This window comes from Sanguibacter sp. HDW7, assembly GCF_011300875.1.
In the GTDB taxonomy this organism is placed as follows: domain Bacteria; phylum Actinomycetota; class Actinomycetes; order Actinomycetales; family Cellulomonadaceae; genus Flavimobilis.
Genome location: NZ_CP049862.1, coordinates 2,816,897 through 2,833,130, shown reverse-complemented (window position 1 = coordinate 2,833,130; position 16,234 = coordinate 2,816,897). Strand labels below are relative to the sequence as shown.

At 74.6% G+C, this 16,234-nt stretch carries 14 protein-coding genes and 1 pseudogene; 14 read left to right on the top strand and 1 reads right to left on the bottom strand.

Annotation, left to right across the window (positions count from 1 at the left end):
* Nucleotides 1-123: 123 nt before the first annotated feature.
* The 3 genes and pseudogenes from dacB to G7063_RS15515 form a co-directional block, all read left to right on the top strand.
* The gene (gene dacB, locus G7063_RS12835; RefSeq protein ID WP_166414741.1) at nt 124-1,536 is read left to right on the top strand and encodes a D-alanyl-D-alanine carboxypeptidase/D-alanyl-D-alanine-endopeptidase; all 1,413 of its coding nucleotides are present in this window, start codon (nt 124-126) and stop codon (nt 1,534-1,536) included.
* Nucleotides 1,533-2,639, top strand: a complete 1,107-nt coding sequence (locus G7063_RS12830; protein WP_166414740.1) for a zinc-dependent metalloprotease — start codon at nt 1,533-1,535, stop codon at nt 2,637-2,639. The genes dacB and G7063_RS12830 overlap by 4 nt, the downstream gene beginning before the upstream one ends.
* A pseudogene (locus G7063_RS15515) lies at nt 2,636-3,289 on the top strand (ATP-binding protein); the annotation flags it as partial. The gene G7063_RS12830 and the pseudogene G7063_RS15515, both read left to right, overlap by 4 nt.
* 154 nt (nt 3,290-3,443) lie before the next feature.
* On the opposite strand, the gene G7063_RS15510 reads toward G7063_RS15515, so the two are convergent.
* Entirely contained in the window at nt 3,444-3,704 is a 261-nt protein-coding gene (locus tag G7063_RS15510) for a pentapeptide repeat-containing protein (protein WP_370520745.1), read from the bottom strand.
* 139 nt (nt 3,705-3,843) lie between these two features.
* Here G7063_RS15510 and hpt point away from each other — a divergent pair, with 139 nt between their 5' ends.
* From hpt to panC, 11 genes are all read left to right on the top strand, one after another.
* Nucleotides 3,844-4,398 (top strand): hypoxanthine phosphoribosyltransferase, encoded by a 555-nt coding sequence (hpt, locus tag G7063_RS12820; RefSeq protein WP_166414738.1) that lies wholly within the window; start codon nt 3,844-3,846, stop codon nt 4,396-4,398.
* Nucleotides 4,399-4,541: 143 nt separating this feature from the next.
* Nucleotides 4,542-6,593, top strand: a complete 2,052-nt coding sequence (gene ftsH / locus G7063_RS12815; protein ID WP_166414737.1) for an ATP-dependent zinc metalloprotease FtsH — start codon at nt 4,542-4,544, stop codon at nt 6,591-6,593.
* Nucleotides 6,590-7,183: a GTP cyclohydrolase I FolE gene (folE, locus tag G7063_RS12810; RefSeq protein WP_166414736.1), complete on the top strand. Its 594-nt coding sequence runs from the start codon at nt 6,590-6,592 to the stop codon at nt 7,181-7,183. Before ftsH ends, folE begins: the two co-directional genes overlap by 4 nt.
* A gap of 34 nt (nt 7,184-7,217) precedes the next feature.
* Complete coding sequence (gene folP, locus G7063_RS12805; RefSeq protein ID WP_370520714.1) at nt 7,218-8,099, top strand: dihydropteroate synthase; 882 nt, start codon at nt 7,218-7,220, stop codon at nt 8,097-8,099.
* Entirely contained in the window at nt 8,096-9,322 is a 1,227-nt protein-coding gene (gene folK, locus G7063_RS12800) for a 2-amino-4-hydroxy-6-hydroxymethyldihydropteridine diphosphokinase (protein WP_240916085.1), read from the top strand. Before folP ends, folK begins: the two co-directional genes overlap by 4 nt.
* Nucleotides 9,319-9,801, top strand: coding sequence for a DUF3180 domain-containing protein (locus G7063_RS12795; protein WP_240916084.1), 483 nt, complete (start codon nt 9,319-9,321; stop codon nt 9,799-9,801). Before folK ends, G7063_RS12795 begins: the two co-directional genes overlap by 4 nt.
* 124 nt (nt 9,802-9,925) lie before the next feature.
* Nucleotides 9,926-12,238 (top strand): PH domain-containing protein, encoded by a 2,313-nt coding sequence (locus G7063_RS12790; RefSeq protein WP_166414735.1) that lies wholly within the window; start codon nt 9,926-9,928, stop codon nt 12,236-12,238.
* On the top strand, nt 12,235-12,726 hold the full coding sequence (locus G7063_RS12785; RefSeq protein WP_166414734.1) for a PH domain-containing protein: 492 nt from the start codon (nt 12,235-12,237) through the stop codon (nt 12,724-12,726). The genes G7063_RS12790 and G7063_RS12785 overlap by 4 nt, the downstream gene beginning before the upstream one ends.
* Nucleotides 12,723-14,351, top strand: coding sequence for a PH domain-containing protein (locus tag G7063_RS12780; protein WP_240916083.1), 1,629 nt, complete (start codon nt 12,723-12,725; stop codon nt 14,349-14,351). The genes G7063_RS12785 and G7063_RS12780 overlap by 4 nt, the downstream gene beginning before the upstream one ends.
* Nucleotides 14,348-15,307 carry a Rossmann-like and DUF2520 domain-containing protein gene (locus G7063_RS12775; protein WP_166414733.1) on the top strand — a complete coding sequence of 320 codons (960 nt, stop codon included), beginning with the start codon at nt 14,348-14,350 and terminating at the stop codon, nt 15,305-15,307. The genes G7063_RS12780 and G7063_RS12775 overlap by 4 nt, the downstream gene beginning before the upstream one ends.
* Entirely contained in the window at nt 15,304-16,233 is a 930-nt protein-coding gene (gene panC, locus G7063_RS12770) for a pantoate--beta-alanine ligase (RefSeq protein ID WP_166414732.1), read from the top strand. The genes G7063_RS12775 and panC overlap by 4 nt, the downstream gene beginning before the upstream one ends.
* The last annotated feature ends 1 nt before the right edge of the window (nt 16,234 follow it).

Genomic DNA, 16,234 nt, shown 5'->3' with positions numbered 1-16,234 from the left:
CACGACGCGTCCGCCGTGCGGGGGCACGGGGGCGCGCTGCTCGGTCGCCGTCGTCCTGCGGGTCCAGTGTGACGCACGCGCGGGCTAAGGTGTGAACCGCGACCGAGGTGCGGGAGGAACGTCATGGGTCTGGCGGCACGTGTAGCAGCGGCGACGACGACATTCGCGCTGCTCGCCGGCGGCGGGTATCTCGTCGCCGACGCGTTCGACATCGTGCCCGGATTCCTCACGAACGCGCCGGTCGCGGCGCCGCCGGCACCCTTCCCGACGGCTCCAGGGGCGACGACGGGACCGGCGCTCACGGCGGGTCTGTCCCCCCTGCCCACGGACGCGCCTGTGCCGTCCGCCACATCTGTCGAGGACCTTGTCGAGCAGCTCGTCAAGGAGAAGGACTACGTCGGCAAGCGTGTCGGTGTGCTCGTCACGGACGCGGCGACGGGCCAGGGCATCGCGGGCCGCTCGGCGACGTCGGACTTCGTGCCCGCCTCGACGCAGAAGCTGCTCACGGCTGCGGCCGGTCTCTCGCGCGTCGGTGCCGACCGGACGCTCGACACGACGGTGATGCTTGCGGGTTCGACAGTGACGCTCGTCGGGGGCGGCGACATGATGCTCGCGGCCGGCGCGGGCGACCCGTCGAAGGTCAACGGTCGTGCCGGGCTGGCCGACCTCGCGACCATGGTCGCCGCGGCGGTCGAGGCCGCGGGGCTCGATTCCGTGACGGTGCGGGTCGACGACTCGCTCTTCTCGGGTCCGTCGGTCGCGCCGTCGTGGGACCCCAAGAGCGTCGAGGCCGGCTACGCGGCGCCCGTCACCGCGATCGCGGTCGACATCGCGCGCCGCACGGACGACACGTACGCGCAGCGCTACCCGGACCCGTCGCTCGCCGCGGCGCGCGACTTCGAGCGGGCGCTCGAGAAGGTCGGCGTCACGGTCACGGGAACCGCAGCCCGCGGCGTCGCGGCCGAGGGCGCGACGGAGGTCGGGCGTGTCATGTCGGCGCCGCTGTCCGAGGTCGTCGGCTACTTCCTGCAGACCTCTGACAACACGATCACCGAGGTCGTCGGCCGGGTCGTCGCGATCGAGACGGGCCTGTCCGGCTCGGTCCAGGGCGCGACGGCGGCCGTGCTCGACGCGGTCGGGGCGCTCGGCGTCGACCTCACGGGCGCGAAGCTCGCGGACTGCTCGGGGCTCGGCGAGGGCTCGCGGCTCTCGCCCCGCCTGCTCAACGAGCTGCTGCTGCGCATGGTCGACCCGGCGACGCCGGCGCTGCGCGCGGCGGCGCTCCAGCTGCCGCTCGCAGGGGTCTCGGGCACTCTTCACGAGCGGTTCACGACGACGGACGCCCGCGGCCGCGTGCGAGCCAAGACCGGGTCGTTGCCCAACGTCTCGGGCCTCGCGGGAACGCTCGTCACGGCCGACGACCGGCTGCTCGTCTTCGCGGTCCTCGTCGACGACTTCCCCGACGGCAACGCGTGGAACGCCCGGGCGACGATCGACAAGTTCGTCTCGGGCCTCGCGTCGTGCGGGTGCGGATGACCGGCGAGAGCCCATCCGGCCCCGACGCGCGGTCGGTCGTCGACTGGGACGCCGCGCGAGGCCTCGGCGCGTTCCTCGCGCCCGCCGGACCCGTCGACTCCCGTGCGGTGATGAGCGCGCACGTCGAAGGGCTGAGGCGGGCCGCGGCGCTCGCGGTGCCGCACGTCCTCGACGTCTCGGCGATGGAGCCGGCCGACGGTCGCGACGTCGTCGCCGACCCTGCGCTGCTCTCGCGCGTCCACGTCGTCGACCGCGCCTCGTGGGTGCGCTCGGCGTCGCAGGGCATGGAGCTGCTCCTCGGTGCGGCCGTCGCGGTTCCGGGCGCGGCGCCCGGCGCTGTCGCGCAGGCCGCGGGTGCGGCCGAGGTGGGGGCGGCGCTCGCGCTCGTCTCGACGCGCGTCCTCGGCCAGTACGACCCGCACGTGGTGGGTCCCGGCGAGCCGGGCCGGCTCCTGCTCGTCGCCCCCAACGTGATGCGCGTCGGGCGTGCGCTCGACGCGGCGCCCGAGCCGTTCGCGCTGTGGGTCGCGCTGCACGAGCAGACGCACGCGCTGCAGTTCGCGGCAGCGCCGTGGCTTGCCGCGCACCTGCGCGGTCGCGTCGCGGCGCTGCTCGACGACGTCGTCGCGACGGGCGCGGAGCTCGGCCGGGGTGGTCCTGCGCAGCGTCTGCAGGCGTGGGCGACGACCGTCGGCCGGGTCGTGCGGGCTCCCGCGGGCAGCTCGCTCGGCTCCCGCCTGCTCACGCCGTCGCAGCGCGCGACGATGGCGGAGGTCGCCGCGGTGATGTCGCTCCTCGAGGGGCACGCGGACGTCATGATGGACCGCGTCGGGGAGAACGTCGTCCCGGGCGTCGGGAAGATCCGTCGTGCGTTCGACGCACGCCGCGAGCAGCGCGGCGGCACCGTCGACACGGTGCTGCGCAAGGTGCTCGGGCTCGACGAGAAGCTCGCGCAGTACTCCGACGGAGCCGCGTTCGTGCGCGGCGCGATGCTGCGGGTCGGTCGGCGGCGCCTCAACGCGGTGTGGGACGCGCCAGAGAACCTCCCGACGGCGCGCGAGCTCGCCGACCCCGCCGCGTGGGTGCGGCGCGTCCACGGATGAGCCTTCCCACCACGCACACGGTCGCGGGGCGCCGGGCGGTGCGGGCGGCGCTCGCCGACCTCCCGCCGGGAGCGCCGCTCGTCGTGGGCTGCTCGGGAGGCACCGACTCGCTCGCGCTCGTCGCGTGCCTCGCGGCGGAGCTGGGGCTGCGGCCGGTTCCCGACGGCCGTGCGGCTGACGGAGCTGCGCCCGACGCGCGCTCCGTCCCCACGGCGCTGCCCGCGGCACCGGCCCGCCCTGCTCGACCCGTGCGCGTCGTCGTCGTCGACCACGGGATGCAGGCCGGGAGCGCTGCGGTCGCGGAGCTGGCCGCGGCGACGTGCCGCCGGCTCGGGCTGCCGACCGACGTCGTGCGCGTCGTGGTCGACGGCCCCGGCGGGCCTGAGGCCGCCGCCCGTGCCGCGCGGTATGCGGCGCTCGGGGCTGCGCTCGACGCCCTGCCGGGCGGTGCTGACGGAGCGATCCTCCTCGGGCACACGCTCGACGACCAGGCCGAGGGCGTCCTTCTCGGCCTCGCCCGCGGTGCGGGCGCTCGTTCGCTCGCGGGCATGCGGCCCGTGCGGGGTCGCGTGCGGCGTCCGCTGCTCGGGCTCAGCGGGTCCGCGACGGCGGGAGTGTGCGCGGAGCAGGGGCTCGAGCCGTGGCACGACCCGACGAACACGCCAGCGCCCGACGACGACACGGCACCGCGCCGCTCGGCCCTGCGCACGCGTGTCCTGCCGCTGCTCACGGAGGTCCTCGGCCCGGGCGTCGTCCCCGCGCTCGCGCGGACCGCGGCGCAGCTTCGTGAGGACGACGATGCGCTCACGTCGTACGCGGAGCGGCTGCTCGCCGACGCGACCGTGCCCGACGCGACCGTGCCCGACGCAACCTCGCCCGACGCAACCTCGCCCGACGCAACCTCGCCCGACGCAACCGTGCCCGACGTCGTCGACACCGCCCCCGCCCTCTCTCGCGCCCCCCGCCTCGACTGCGCGACGCTCGCCGCGGCGCCCGCGGCCGTGCGCCGCCGAGCCCTGCGCGCGTGGGCCGTCTCGATCGGCGCGACCGACGGCGCGCTGTCACGCACGCACGTCCTCGCGCTCGACGCGCTCGTCGCGGCGTGGCGGGGGCAGGGACCCCTCCCGCTGCCCGGGCGCGTCACCGTCGCCCGCAGGTGTGGCACGCTTGAGGGACACAGTCCCGCACCCTGAGGAGCTTTTTCGTGGACCTGTCCGACATCGGCAACGACATCGATCACGTTCTGCTGACCGAGGAGCAGATCGGCACGCGTCTCGACGAGATCGCCGCGCAGATCGACGTGGACTACGCGGGCAAGGACCTCCTCCTCGTCGGCGTCCTCAAGGGCGCCGTCATGGTGATGGCCGACCTCTCCCGCCGCCTGCACACGCCCGCGACGATGGACTGGATGGCGGTGTCGTCCTACGGCTCCGGCACGAAGTCCTCAGGCGTCGTGCGCATCCTCAAGGACCTCGACACGGACCTCACGGGCCGTCACGTGCTCATCGTCGAGGACATCGTCGACTCGGGCCTCACGCTCTCGTGGCTGCTGTCGAACCTCCGCTCGCGCGGTCCCGCAACCGTCGAGATCGCGGCCGCGATGCGCAAGCCGGACGCGGTGAAGGTCGAGATCGACGTGCGCTACGTCGGCTTCGACATCCCCAACGAGTTCGTCGTCGGCTACGGCCTCGACTACGCCGAGAAGTACCGCAACCTGCCGTTCGTCGGGACGCTCGCGCCGCACGTCTACGAGCGCTGAGCGACGCGGGGCGTCCGCGTGCGCGGACGCCCCGGTCCCGGCCGTCCTGCCCTGGGCGAACACGCAGGGTTCGGCCCAGGCTCGCGATGTACGGTCGGGAGCGGAACTCCCGCGAGCGGAAGGAACGGGCACGCCCGTAGCCGATGAACCTCAAGAAGATCGCCAAGGGACCTGTCGTCTGGGTCCTGCTCGTCGTCGTGCTGCTGTGGATCGGCTTCGCCGTGTTCTCGGGCCAGGGCGTCAAGCGCATCGACACGTCGCAAGGCCTCGCGCTGCTCAAGGGCACGACGGTCGAGCGCGCGCTCGTCGTCGACGGTGACCAGCGCGTCCAGCTGACGCTCACCGAGCCGTTCGTCGACGGCAAGACGGACAAGGGCAAGAGCGTCGAGTTCTTCTACGTCCAGCCCCAGGGCAAGGACGTCGTCGACGCGGTCGCCTCCGCGAGCCTCGCCAAGGGCTACAACTCCGAGATCGCACGCGTGAGCTTCCTCGCGTCGATGTTCTCGGTGCTCGTGCCGTTCCTCATCATCGGCGTGATCTTCTTCTTCCTCATGAGCCGCATGCAGGGCGGCGGCAGCCGCGTCATGGGCTTCGGCAAGTCGCGCGCCAAGCTCGTCGGCAAGGAGTCGCCGCAGGTGACGTTCGCCGACGTCGCGGGCGCGGACGAGGCCGTCGAGGAGCTCCACGAGATCAAGGAGTTCCTCCAGGAGCCCGCGAAGTTCCAGGCCGTGGGCGCCAAGATCCCCAAGGGCGTGCTGCTCTACGGGCCCCCTGGAACGGGCAAGACGCTCCTGGCGCGCGCCGTCGCGGGCGAGGCGGGCGTGCCGTTCTACACGATCTCCGGCTCGGACTTCGTCGAGATGTTCGTCGGCGTCGGCGCGAGCCGCGTCCGGGACCTCTTCCAGCAGGCCAAGGAGAACTCGCCAGCGATCATCTTCGTCGACGAGATCGATGCGGTCGGTCGCCACCGTGGTGCCGGCATGGGCGGCGGTCACGACGAGCGCGAGCAGACGCTCAACCAGCTCCTCGTCGAGATGGACGGCTTCGACCCCAAGGCCAACGTCATCCTCATCGCGGCGACCAACCGCCCCGACATCCTCGACCCCGCGCTCCTGCGTCCGGGCCGCTTCGACCGTCAGGTCGCCGTCGAGGCCCCGGACCTCAAGGGCCGCGAGGCGATCCTCAAGGTGCACGCGCGCGGCAAGCCGATCGTCGAGGGCATCGACCTCGCGATGGTCGCCAAGCGCACGCCCGGGTTCACGGGCGCGGACCTCGCCAACGTCCTCAACGAGGCGGCGCTGCTCACCGCTCGCTCGGGCGCGCACCTCATCGACGACCGCGCTCTCGACGAGGCGATCGACCGCGTCATCGCGGGCCCGCAGAAGCGCACCCGGGTGATGAACACCAAGGAGCAGAAGATCACGGCCTACCACGAGGGCGGGCACGCGCTCGTGGCCGCGGCCATGCGCTACACCGACCCCGTGACGAAGGTGACGATCCTGCCGCGCGGCCGTGCCCTCGGCTACACGATGGTCCTGCCGACGCAGGACAAGTACTCGACGACCCGTAACGAGCTGCTCGACCAGATCGCGTATGCGATGGGTGGCCGCGTCGCCGAGGAGCTCGTCTTCCACGACCCGACGACCGGGGCATCGAACGACATCGAGAAGGCCACCGCGACGGCGCGCAAGATGGTCACCGAGTACGGCATGAGCGAGCGTGTCGGTGCGATCCGTCTCGGCTCGACGGACGGCGAGCCGTTCCTCGGCCGCGACATCGGCCACCAGCGCGACTACTCCGAGGCCGTCGCGGGCACGGTCGACCACGAGGTCCGCAAGCTCATCGACGCCGCGCACGACGAGGCGTGGGAGGTGCTCGTCGAGTACCGCGACGTCCTCGACCACCTCGTCCTCGAGCTTCTCGAGAAGGAGACGCTCAACGAGGCCGAGCTCGCCGTGATCTTCGCCCCTGTGGTCAAGCGTCCGGCGCGCGAGGTGTGGCTCTCGAGCGAGCAGCGCAGCGTGTCGAGCCGCCCGCCGGTCCTCACGGAGGCGGAGAAGGCCGAGCGAGGCGACGCGCCGATCGTCCCGCAGGACGAGGGCACGGGCCGCGAGGAGCGCCCGGCCGAGTCGATCGGCGAGATCCCCGAGGGTGGCACGCCGGGTGCGGCCGCCGGGAACGAGGTGTCCGAGTGACCAGCGCAGAAGAGCTTCCCGACCACGTCGTCGACCTCCCGCGGGCCGCGGCCGCCGTCCGCGAGCTGCTTCTCGCGGTGGGCGAGGACCCGGACCGTGAGGGGCTCAGGGAGACGCCCGCACGCGTCGCCCGCGCCTACGCGGAGGTCTTCGCGGGGCTCGGCCAGGACCCGGCGGACGTGCTCGGCACGACGTTCGACATCGGCCACGAGGAGATGATCCTCGTCAAGGACATCGAGCTCTACTCGACGTGCGAGCACCACCTCGTGCCGTTCCACGGCGTCGCGCACGTCGGGTACATCCCCGGCGTCGACGGTCGCGTCACCGGGCTCTCGAAGCTCGCGCGGCTCGTCGAGGTCTTCGCGCGTCGTCCGCAGGTGCAGGAGCGGCTCACGTCGCAGATCGCGGACGCGCTCGTCGAGCACCTCGCGCCGCGCGGCGTCCTCGTCGTCGTCGAGTGCGAGCACCTGTGCATGTCGATGCGCGGCGTGCGCAAGCCCGGCGCACGTACGGTGACGAGCGCGGTGCGCGGCCAGATGCGTGACGTCGCGACGCGTGCCGAGGCCATGAGCCTCGTCCTCGGACGCTGACGGGGCGCCGGACCGCGCAGACAGGCCCACGACCGTGCACCATCCAGCTCCTCTCCCGTCCTCGCTCACCGGGCTCGACCGGACGCTCGTCATGGGCGTCCTCAACGTCACGCCCGACTCGTTCTCGGACGGAGGGGAGTGGTTCGGGCCCGAGGCCGCCGTCGCGCACGGCGTGCTCCTCGCGTCGCAGGGCGCCGACCTCGTCGACGTCGGCGGCGAGTCCACGCGCCCCGGCGCGGACCGCGTGCCCGAGGACGAGGAGCTCGGGCGCGTCCTGCCGGTCGTCCGCGAGCTCACGGCACGCGGCATCCCGGTGAGCATCGACACGACGCGTGCGCGCGTCGCGGCCCGCGCGGTCGAGGCCGGCGCCGTGGTCGTCAACGACGTCTCGGGCGGCCTGGCCGAGCCCGAGATCTACGACGTCGTCGCGCGCACGGGAGTCGTCTACGTCGCGATGCACTGGCGCGGCCACGCCGACGTCATGGACTCGCTCGCCGTCTACGAGGACGTCGTCTCGGACGTGCGCGACGAGCTCGCCGCGCGCGTCGCCGCGCTCGCCACCGCGGGCGTCGCCCGCGAGCAGGTCGTCCTCGACCCGGGACTCGGCTTCGCCAAGCCTGGCTCCGCCAACTGGCCGCTGCTCGCAGCGCTCGACGAGCTCGTCGCGCTCGGCCTGCCCGTGCTCGTGGGAGCCTCGCGCAAGAGGTTCCTCGGTACGCTGCTCGCAGGGCCGGACGGGCAGCCGGCCCCCCCGCTCGCGCGCGACGGTGCGACGGCAGCGATCTCGGCGCTCGCCGCCGCGGCCGGTGCGTGGTGCGTGCGGGTGCACGACGTCCCGGGCTCCGTCGACGCGGTCCGGGTCGCCCGCGCGTGGGACGGCGCACGCCGCCCCCGCAGAACCGAGGAGCAGAAGTGACGATCTTGCCCGGGCCGGTGCTCGACGCCCACGGCCGCCAGCTCGACCAGGTGCGCCTCACGGGCCTGTCCGCGACGGGGTTCCACGGCGTGCTCGACCACGAGCGGGCCGAGGGCCAGGTGTTCGTCGCGGACGTCACGGTCCACGTCGACACGCGCCGTGCGGCGGCGTCCGACGACCTGGCGCACACGCTCAACTACGCCGAGCTCGCCGCCGAGGTCGTGCAGGTCCTCGAGGGGCCCGCTGTGCGGCTCGTCGAGACGCTCGCGGAGCAGATCGCGTCGGCCGCGCTCGACCACACGCTCGTCGCGGCCGTCGAAGTCGCGGTCCACAAGCCGTCGGCGCCCGTCGGCGTGCCGTTCGTCGACGTCGTCGTCGCGATCCGTCGTGACCGCGTCAAGCTGCCGTCGGCACGCTTCGACCCTGCTGCGGCGCCGGCCTCGTCGGTTGCGACGATCGGCGCGCCCGAGCCCGTCGCGCCCGTCGCGCCCGTGGCGGCGCCGCTGCCCGTGGCGGCGCCGGTGCCCGCGGCCCCGACGGGAACCGCGCCGCTGCCCGCCGTCGACGCCCCCGCGCCCGTGCCTGCGCCGCCCGTCGAGGTCCCGGTCCTCGAGCCGTCCGACGACGGCCCCGCGACCGGCATCCTCGACGCGATCCACCTGCCCGAGCCCGACCTCATGGACCGAGTCCCCCCGGGCCCCGTGCAGGCCGTCCTCGCGCTCGGCTCGAACATGGGCGACCCCCGCGAGATCCTCGCGCGCGCCGTCGAGGACCTTGCGAGCGCGCCCGGCCTCGAGGTCGTCAAGGTGGCGCCGCTCGCGCGCACCGCGGCCGTCGGCGGCGTCGAGCAGCCCGACTTCCTCAACACCGTCGTCCTCGTCCGCACGACGCTCGCGCCGCGCGCGCTCCTGCGCGTCGCCCACGCCGTCGAGCAGGAGCACCACCGCACGCGCGAGGTCCGCTGGGGACCGCGCACGCTCGACGTCGACCTCGTGACGTACGAGGGCGTCGTCGGCGTGACCGACGACCTCGAGCTGCCCCACCCCCGTGCGCACGAGCGCGCGTTCGTCCTCGCCCCGTGGGCCGAGATCGAGCCGGACGCTGTCCTGCCCGGGCTCGGCGGCGGACCCGTCGCGACGCTCGCCGCGACCGCGCCGGACCGCGAGGGTGTGCGCTGGCTGCGCCTCGACTGGACGTCGGGCGAAGGAGGCGCGCGTCCGTGACGTCGGGTCTGCGTGTCCGCTGGCTCCTCGCCCTCGCCGTCGTGGCGGCGGGTGTCGGCTGGGGCGTCCTCACGCTCGTCGAGCGTGGCGGCGTCGTCGGACGGATCGCGTGGCCCGTGCCTGTGACGCTCGTGCTGCTCGCTGGCCTCGTCGTGCGGGCGGGCTGGGCGGTGCGGCAGTACACCAAGGGTCGTCGGCCCTCGCTCACTGGGCTGCGGGCCGCGCGCACGCTCGTCCTCGCGCAGTCGGCGGCGCTCACGGGTGCCGCGCTCGGCGGCTGGTACGTCGCGCACGTCCTGCTCGTCGTCGGTGACCTCGACGTCGCGGCGCTACGGTCGAAGGCCCTCTCGGCCGGGCTCGCGGCGCTCGCCGCTGCCGCGCTCGCCGTCGCGGGCGTCGTCGTCGAGACGTGGTGCAAGGTGCGCGGCGGCGAGGACGACGACTCCTCCGGGCACGGGGCATCCGCGACCCCTGCCTGAGCAGCGGCATTCCGAGGTCGCGTGAGACCAGACCTGGGGAGGTGCCGCGCCGGGTGGAACCGTCGGTAGTGTGCGGCGAGGCGCGCCGACGGAGCATGCCGCGCGAGGCAGGGGGACGGACGGCGTGCACGACGAGAACACCTGGCTGAGGCCACGTCCCCGGCAGGTGCGGGCGCGGTGCGAGACCGCGCTGTGGGCGCTCGGCACCCCGCTTGCGCTGAGCGCGGGCGTCGCGCTCCTCTGGACGCGCTGGGCGTGGATCGCCGCTGCGGTCTTCGGTCTGTGGCTCGTGGGGATGCTCGCGACGGCGCGCGCCCACGTGCGCGGGCTCGCGTGGCGGGCCGAGGACGACGCGTTCGTCACGCGGTCGGGATGGCTCGCGCGCCGGGTGCGGAGCGTGCCGTGGTCGCGCGTGCGGTCCGTCGAGCTCGGTGAGGGAATCATCGACAGCCGGCTCGGGCTCGCGACCGTGACGGTCAAGGTGCCGGGTGGGTCGACGGTCGTCCAGGGGCTCACGCCCGCGGAGGCCGCAGAGCTGCGTGACGTGCTGCTCGCACGGTCGGGGGCGGAGCTCGTCGTCCAGGAGGTCCCCGGGACCTCGGGCGTCGCGACACCTCTTGCGGCTGAGCCCCTGACCGACGTGGACATCGACGAGGAGCCCGCTGCGGCGACCGTCGTCGTCCCTCAGCTTCCTGACTCTCCCGACTCTCCCGACGCTCCTGTCGTGCCGGTCGGCGCCTCGGCTCCCGTCCCCGCAGACAGGGACGACGCGGCGGCGCGACCCGCGACCGAGCCCGACCCGTCGCTGCCCTGGTTCCGCGCGCACCCGCTGAGCCACGTCGCGGAGTCCTTCACGCTCGTCCTCGGCCTCGCCGGCTTCGGCGCGTACGTCCTCCTGCGCGAGGCCGAGGACGCCGGCGGCATCCTCGCCTGGGTGGGCCGTGCGGTGACGGATCCGCGGTGGGCAGGCCTCGGGCTCACGCTCGTCGCGCTCGCGGTCCTGTGGATCGAGGTGAGCCGCCGCCGGACGTGGTGGGCGCTCGACGGCGACGAGCTCCACAGCCGGTACACCGGCAAGGTGCGCACGCACACGACGGTGCGGCTCGCGCGCATCGACGGGGTCGACCTCTCGGTCTCCCTCGGGGCCCGCGTCGTCGGGCTCGCACAGCTCACGGTGCGCGTCGCCGACGGCGACGACCAGATGGTCGTCGGGCTGCTGCGGCGTGCGGACGCGGAAGCGTTGCGGGAACGGCTGCTCGCTCGCGGCGAGGCGGTGCAGGCCGCAGTCGTGCAGGACGCAGCGGTGCTGGACGCAGCGGCGCTGGACGCAGCGGCGCTGGACGCGGCGGTGCAGGATGCGGCGGTGGTGCAGAACGCCGTAGGGCACGACGGCGTCGCCCTCGCGCCGCACGCCCGGGACACGGCGACGCAGGACCCCGACGGCGCCGACGCGCCGGAGCCCTCACCCGACCCCGACCCGCCTGCGCCGGGCGAGCCCCGCAGGCGCGTCTCCGAGCGTGCCCTGCTCGTGCGGACGGACCGGCGCACGGTCGTGCGGGCGTTCCTCCTGCGTGATCCCGTCGCCCCAGCGCTCGTCGTCGCGCTCGCCTGCACCGTCGTCGCACTCCTGGTGCCCTCGTTGCGCGAGGGCCTCTTCCTCGCCGCCGGTGCGCTCGCGTTCGCGGGCCGCCGCGTATGGCAGGCCGTCGAGAGCGGCTCGGGCCGGACGGTCGAGCGCGTGGGGGAGGATCTCCACGTCGCGTCCGGGCTCGCGACGCGCACGGAGAAGACCGTGCGGGCGGGTCGCGTGCACGCCGTGCGGATCGGCACGCGCCCGCAGTGGTGGGGCGGTGACCTGTGGGCGGTCAAGGTGCTCACGGGATCGGACGACGACCCGGACGAGGAGGACGACGACGAGCTCTCGGGCGCTCTCCTGCCCGCGGGCGACGCCGCCTCCGCGCTGCGGGTCGCCCAGGCGGCGCTGCCCGCCCTCGCGCGCGTCGACCGTCGCCTGCTCGCGGACCTCTGGCCGGGCGGGCGCGGCGTCGTCCACCCCGATCCCGCGGTCGACGGTGCACCCGTGAGCGTCCTGCGCGTGCCGGACCGCGCGTGGTGGCTCGCGCCCCTCACGTGGCGGGTGCGTACGGCGGCGCTCGCGGCCGACGGGCTGCTCGTGCGCGCGGGCCGGCTCGCCCCTCAGGTGACGTTCGTGCCGCTGCACCGCGTCCAGGCAGTCGCGGTCGAGCAGGGGCCGCTCCTGCGCCGGGCGGGGGTCGTCACCGTCGCGGTCCATCTCGTCGACGGGCCGCTCGCGGTCGACGTCGGTCCGCTCGATCCTGCGGCGGCCCGGCACCTCGCGGACGTGCTGGAGGACGCGGCCCGCCGGGACCTCCGGGTGCGCGCGATGTCGGAGGCTGGTGGGACACTGTGCGCATGACACCCGAGCCCAGCCCGTTCGACCTGCCCGGCGTCACGTGGCAGAGCGTCTCGCCCCGCCTCGTGCCCGCACGCCAGATCGCGGTGGGCCTCTTCCTCGTCGTCCCGCTCGCCGTCGGCGTCGTCCTCGCACTGGTCGTCCACCCGGCGTTCTGGGCGCTCGCGGGCGTCGTCGCCGCGCTCTGGCTGTGGATCGCGATCGTCATCGTGCGGCAGGTGCGCGCGATCGGCTACGTCGAGCGCGAGGACGACCTGCTCATCCGCAAGGGCGTGATGTTCCGCAACCTCGTCGTCGTGCCGTACGGCCGCATGCAGTACGTCGAGGAGACGCAGGGTCCGCTCGCGCGCATGTTCGGCATCAAGTCGCTCCAGCTCCACACCGCCTCGGCCTCGACGGACGCGTCGATCGACGGCCTCGACCCGGCCGAGGCAGCGCGCCTGCGCGACCGGCTCGCCTCGCGCGGCGAGGCGCGGCTGGCCGGGCTGTGAGCACCCGGACGTCCGCCGCCCCCGAGCTCGAGCCCGAGACCGGGCTCGTCTGGCGGCGCATGCACCCCGTGACACCCGTCGTACGCGGCTGGACCGTCATCGTGGTCCTCCTCTTCATCGTCCTGCAGAACTCCGCCGAGAGCCTCCAGGGCCTCGGTGACACCGTCGACCTCGCCCGCGGCGTCGGGCTGCTGTGGATCCTCGGCGGGCTCGCCGTCGTCCTCGCCGTCGTCTCCCTGTACTGCTGGGTCGCCTGGCGCTTCACGCGGTACGCGATCGGCACGGACGCCGTCCACCTGCGCAAGGGCATCCTCTTCCGGCAGCAGAAGCAGGCGCGGCTCGACCGTCTCCAGGCCGTCGACATCGTGCAGCCGCTGCTTGCGCGCGCCTTCTCCCTCGCCGAGCTCAGGCTCGAGGTCGCGGGCGGCGCGGGCTCGGGCGTCGCGATCGGTTTCCTGCGCCGTGCCGAGGCCGACGCGCTGCGGGCCGAGCTTCTCGCGCGGGCTGCAGGCGTCGATGTCGCCGAGGGCGAGGCCGCGCCCGTCGCGCCCGAGCGCGTCCTCTACGAGGTGCCGTTCGCGACGACGGCCGGCTCGGTCGTGCGCTCGTTCGTCACGCCCGTGCTCGTCCTGCTCGTCGCGGGTGTCGTCATCGCGGTCGCCGTGACCTCCAGCGCGGCGCCGATCTTCACGCTCCTGCCGGCGCTGCTCGGCTTCGGCGGGTACGTGTTCCAGCGGCTCGTCTCCGAGGCGAACTTCGTCGGCGCGGTCTCGCCCGACGGCATCCGGTCGCGCTCGGGACTCCTCGAGACCCGCTCGCAGACCATCCCGCCGGGCCGTGTCCAGGCGATCCGCATGCGCCAGCCGCTGCTGTGGCGCCGCAAGGACTGGTGGCGCGTCGACGTCACCGTCGCGGGCTACACGATCGGTGGGGAGACCAAGGAGGTCTCGACGCTCCTGCTGCCCGTCGGTCCGCGCGAGACCGCGTTCGACGCGCTGTGGCTCGTCCTGCCGGACCTCGGCGTCGCCGACCCGCTCGCACTGCTCGCGGCGGGCCTCGACGGCTCGGGTGCCGACGGAGGGTTCACGACGAGCCCGCGCGCGGCCCGCTGGCTCGACCCGCTCACGTGGCGTCGCAACGGCTATGCGGTCGCGGGGCGCTGCCTCGTCATCCGGCGGGGGCGCCTCACGCGCAGCCTCACGCTCGTCCCGCACGAGCGCACGCAGTCGCTCGCCCTCCAGCAGGGGCCGTGGCAGCGACGCCTCGGGCTCGCGAGCGTCGCGCTCCACGTGACGCTCGGCCCGGTCCAGGCGCAGGTTCACCACCTCGGCGCTGCCGACGCTGCGCGGCTGCTCGACGAGCAGGACGACCGCGCGCGTTCGGCCCGCCGCGCGGAGGGCCCGGAGCAGTGGATGCGCCGGGTCGCGCCCGAGCTCGCGGAGCAGGTCGAGGCCACGGACGACGCGTCCGGCGTGCCCGTTCAGGCGCCGCCCGTCCCGGTCCCGCCCGTCCCGGTCCCGCCCGTGCTCGGCGCGGAGGCTCCGGCCGCCGCCCCGACGCAGCCCGCTCCCGAGCACCCGACGCACGACGACACCCGTCGCCTCGACGGCGAGCCGAGCGCATGAGCCCTGCCCGCCCCGGGCGGCTCACGGTCGGCGTCGTCGGCGCCGGCCGCGTCGGCGCGGTGCTCGGCGCTGCGCTGCGCGCGCTCGAGCACGACGTCGTCGCCGTCTCGGCGGTCTCCGAGGCCTCGCTCGAACGTGCTGCGACGCTCCTGCCGGGAGTGCCCGTGCGTGAGGTCCCTGACGTCGTGCGTGCGGCCCAGCTCGTGCTGCTCACGGTCCCGGACGATGCGCTCGGCGACCTCGTCGCGGGCCTCGCTGCCGTCGGCGCCTGGCTGCCGGGCCAGCTCGTCGTCCACACGTCGGGCCGCTACGGGACGCAGATCCTCGCGCCCGCCGCGGCCGCGGGCGCGATCACGCTCGCGATCCACCCGGCCATGACGTTCACGGGCACGTCGCTCGACCTCGCCCGGCTCGACGGCACGGCGTTCGCCGTGACGAGCGGCCCGACGGTCCAGGCGATCGGCCAGGCGCTCGTCATGGAGCTCGGCGGCGAACCCGTGGTCCTGCCCGAGGAGCGTCGCGGGCTCTACCACGCGGCCCTCGCTCACGCGTCGAACCACCTCGTCGTCCTCGTCTCGCAGGCCGCGCAGGCTCTCGGCGCGGCGGGCGTCGAGCAGCCGGGCGCGGTGCTCGGACCGCTCCTGCGTGCCGCGCTCGACGGTGCGCTGCGCGCGGCCGACGTGGCGGACTCCTCGCAGCCGCCGTCGGCCGCAGACCCGGGCGCGATGTCCGCCCTCACGGGTCCCGTCGTCCGCGGCGACGTCGGGACGGTGCGCGAGCACCTCGACGTGCTCGCGGGGCTCGCCGCGGAGGAGGACGCGCTCGACGTCCTCGACTCCTACCGCGCCCTCGCGCGTGCGGCCGCCGCACGCTCCGTGCGCACCGGCCGCCTCGCGGAGGGCCCTGCGCGCGAGATCATGGACGTGCTCGCCCAGGACCACCCGGAGGAACCATGACCAGCCCGACCGTCGCCCGCACCCGCGCAGAGCTCGACGCGGCCCTGTGGTCGCCCGAGGAGCTCGCGGGGATCGACCTCGAGGCCTTCGAGGAGACCGGCGAGGTCCCGCGCCGCGCCGTCGTCATGACGATGGGCGCTCTGCACGACGGGCACCTCGCGCTCGTACGCGCCGCGCGCGAGGCCGTCGGTCCCGAGGGCCAGGTCGTCGTCACCGACTTCGTCAACCCGCTGCAGTTCGGGCCCGGCGAGGACTACGAGCGCTACCCGCGCGACCTCGACTCCGACCTCGCGACGCTCGCGCGCGGCGGCGCGCGCGTCGACGTCGTCTTCGCGCCGTCCGCCCAGGAGATGTACCCGACGGGGCCGATCGTCCGCGTGACGTCCGGCCCGATCGGCACCGTCCTCGAGGGCGCGGTCCGACCCGGGCACTTCGACGGTGTCCTCACGGTCGTCCTCAAGCTCCTCAACCTTGTCGCCCCGGACGTCGCGGTTTTCGGGGAGAAGGACGCACAGCAGCTCCTCGCGATCCGGCGCATGGCGCTCGACCTCGAGCTGCCCGTCGAGATCCTCGGTGTGCCGATCGTCCGGCAGGCCGACGGCCTCGCGCTGTCGTCGCGCAACGCGTACCTGAGCGACGACGAGCGCACCCGCGCGCTCGCGCTGTCCGGCGCGCTGCACGCCGGTGCCGAGGCCGGCGGGAACGGTGCGGACGCCGTCCGCGCGGCCGCGAACGCCGTGCTCGAGGCCGCCGGGGTGGACCCCGACTACCTCGTGCTCGTCGACCCGACTACCGTGGAGGACGTGCCCGCGGCGTACGCGGGCGGCGCGCTGCTGCTCGTCGCGGCGCGCGTCGGTACGACCCGACTCATCGACAACACGGCCGTCGACGTCGTCCCGCCGAGCGCGGGCGTCGCCCAGGCCTGAG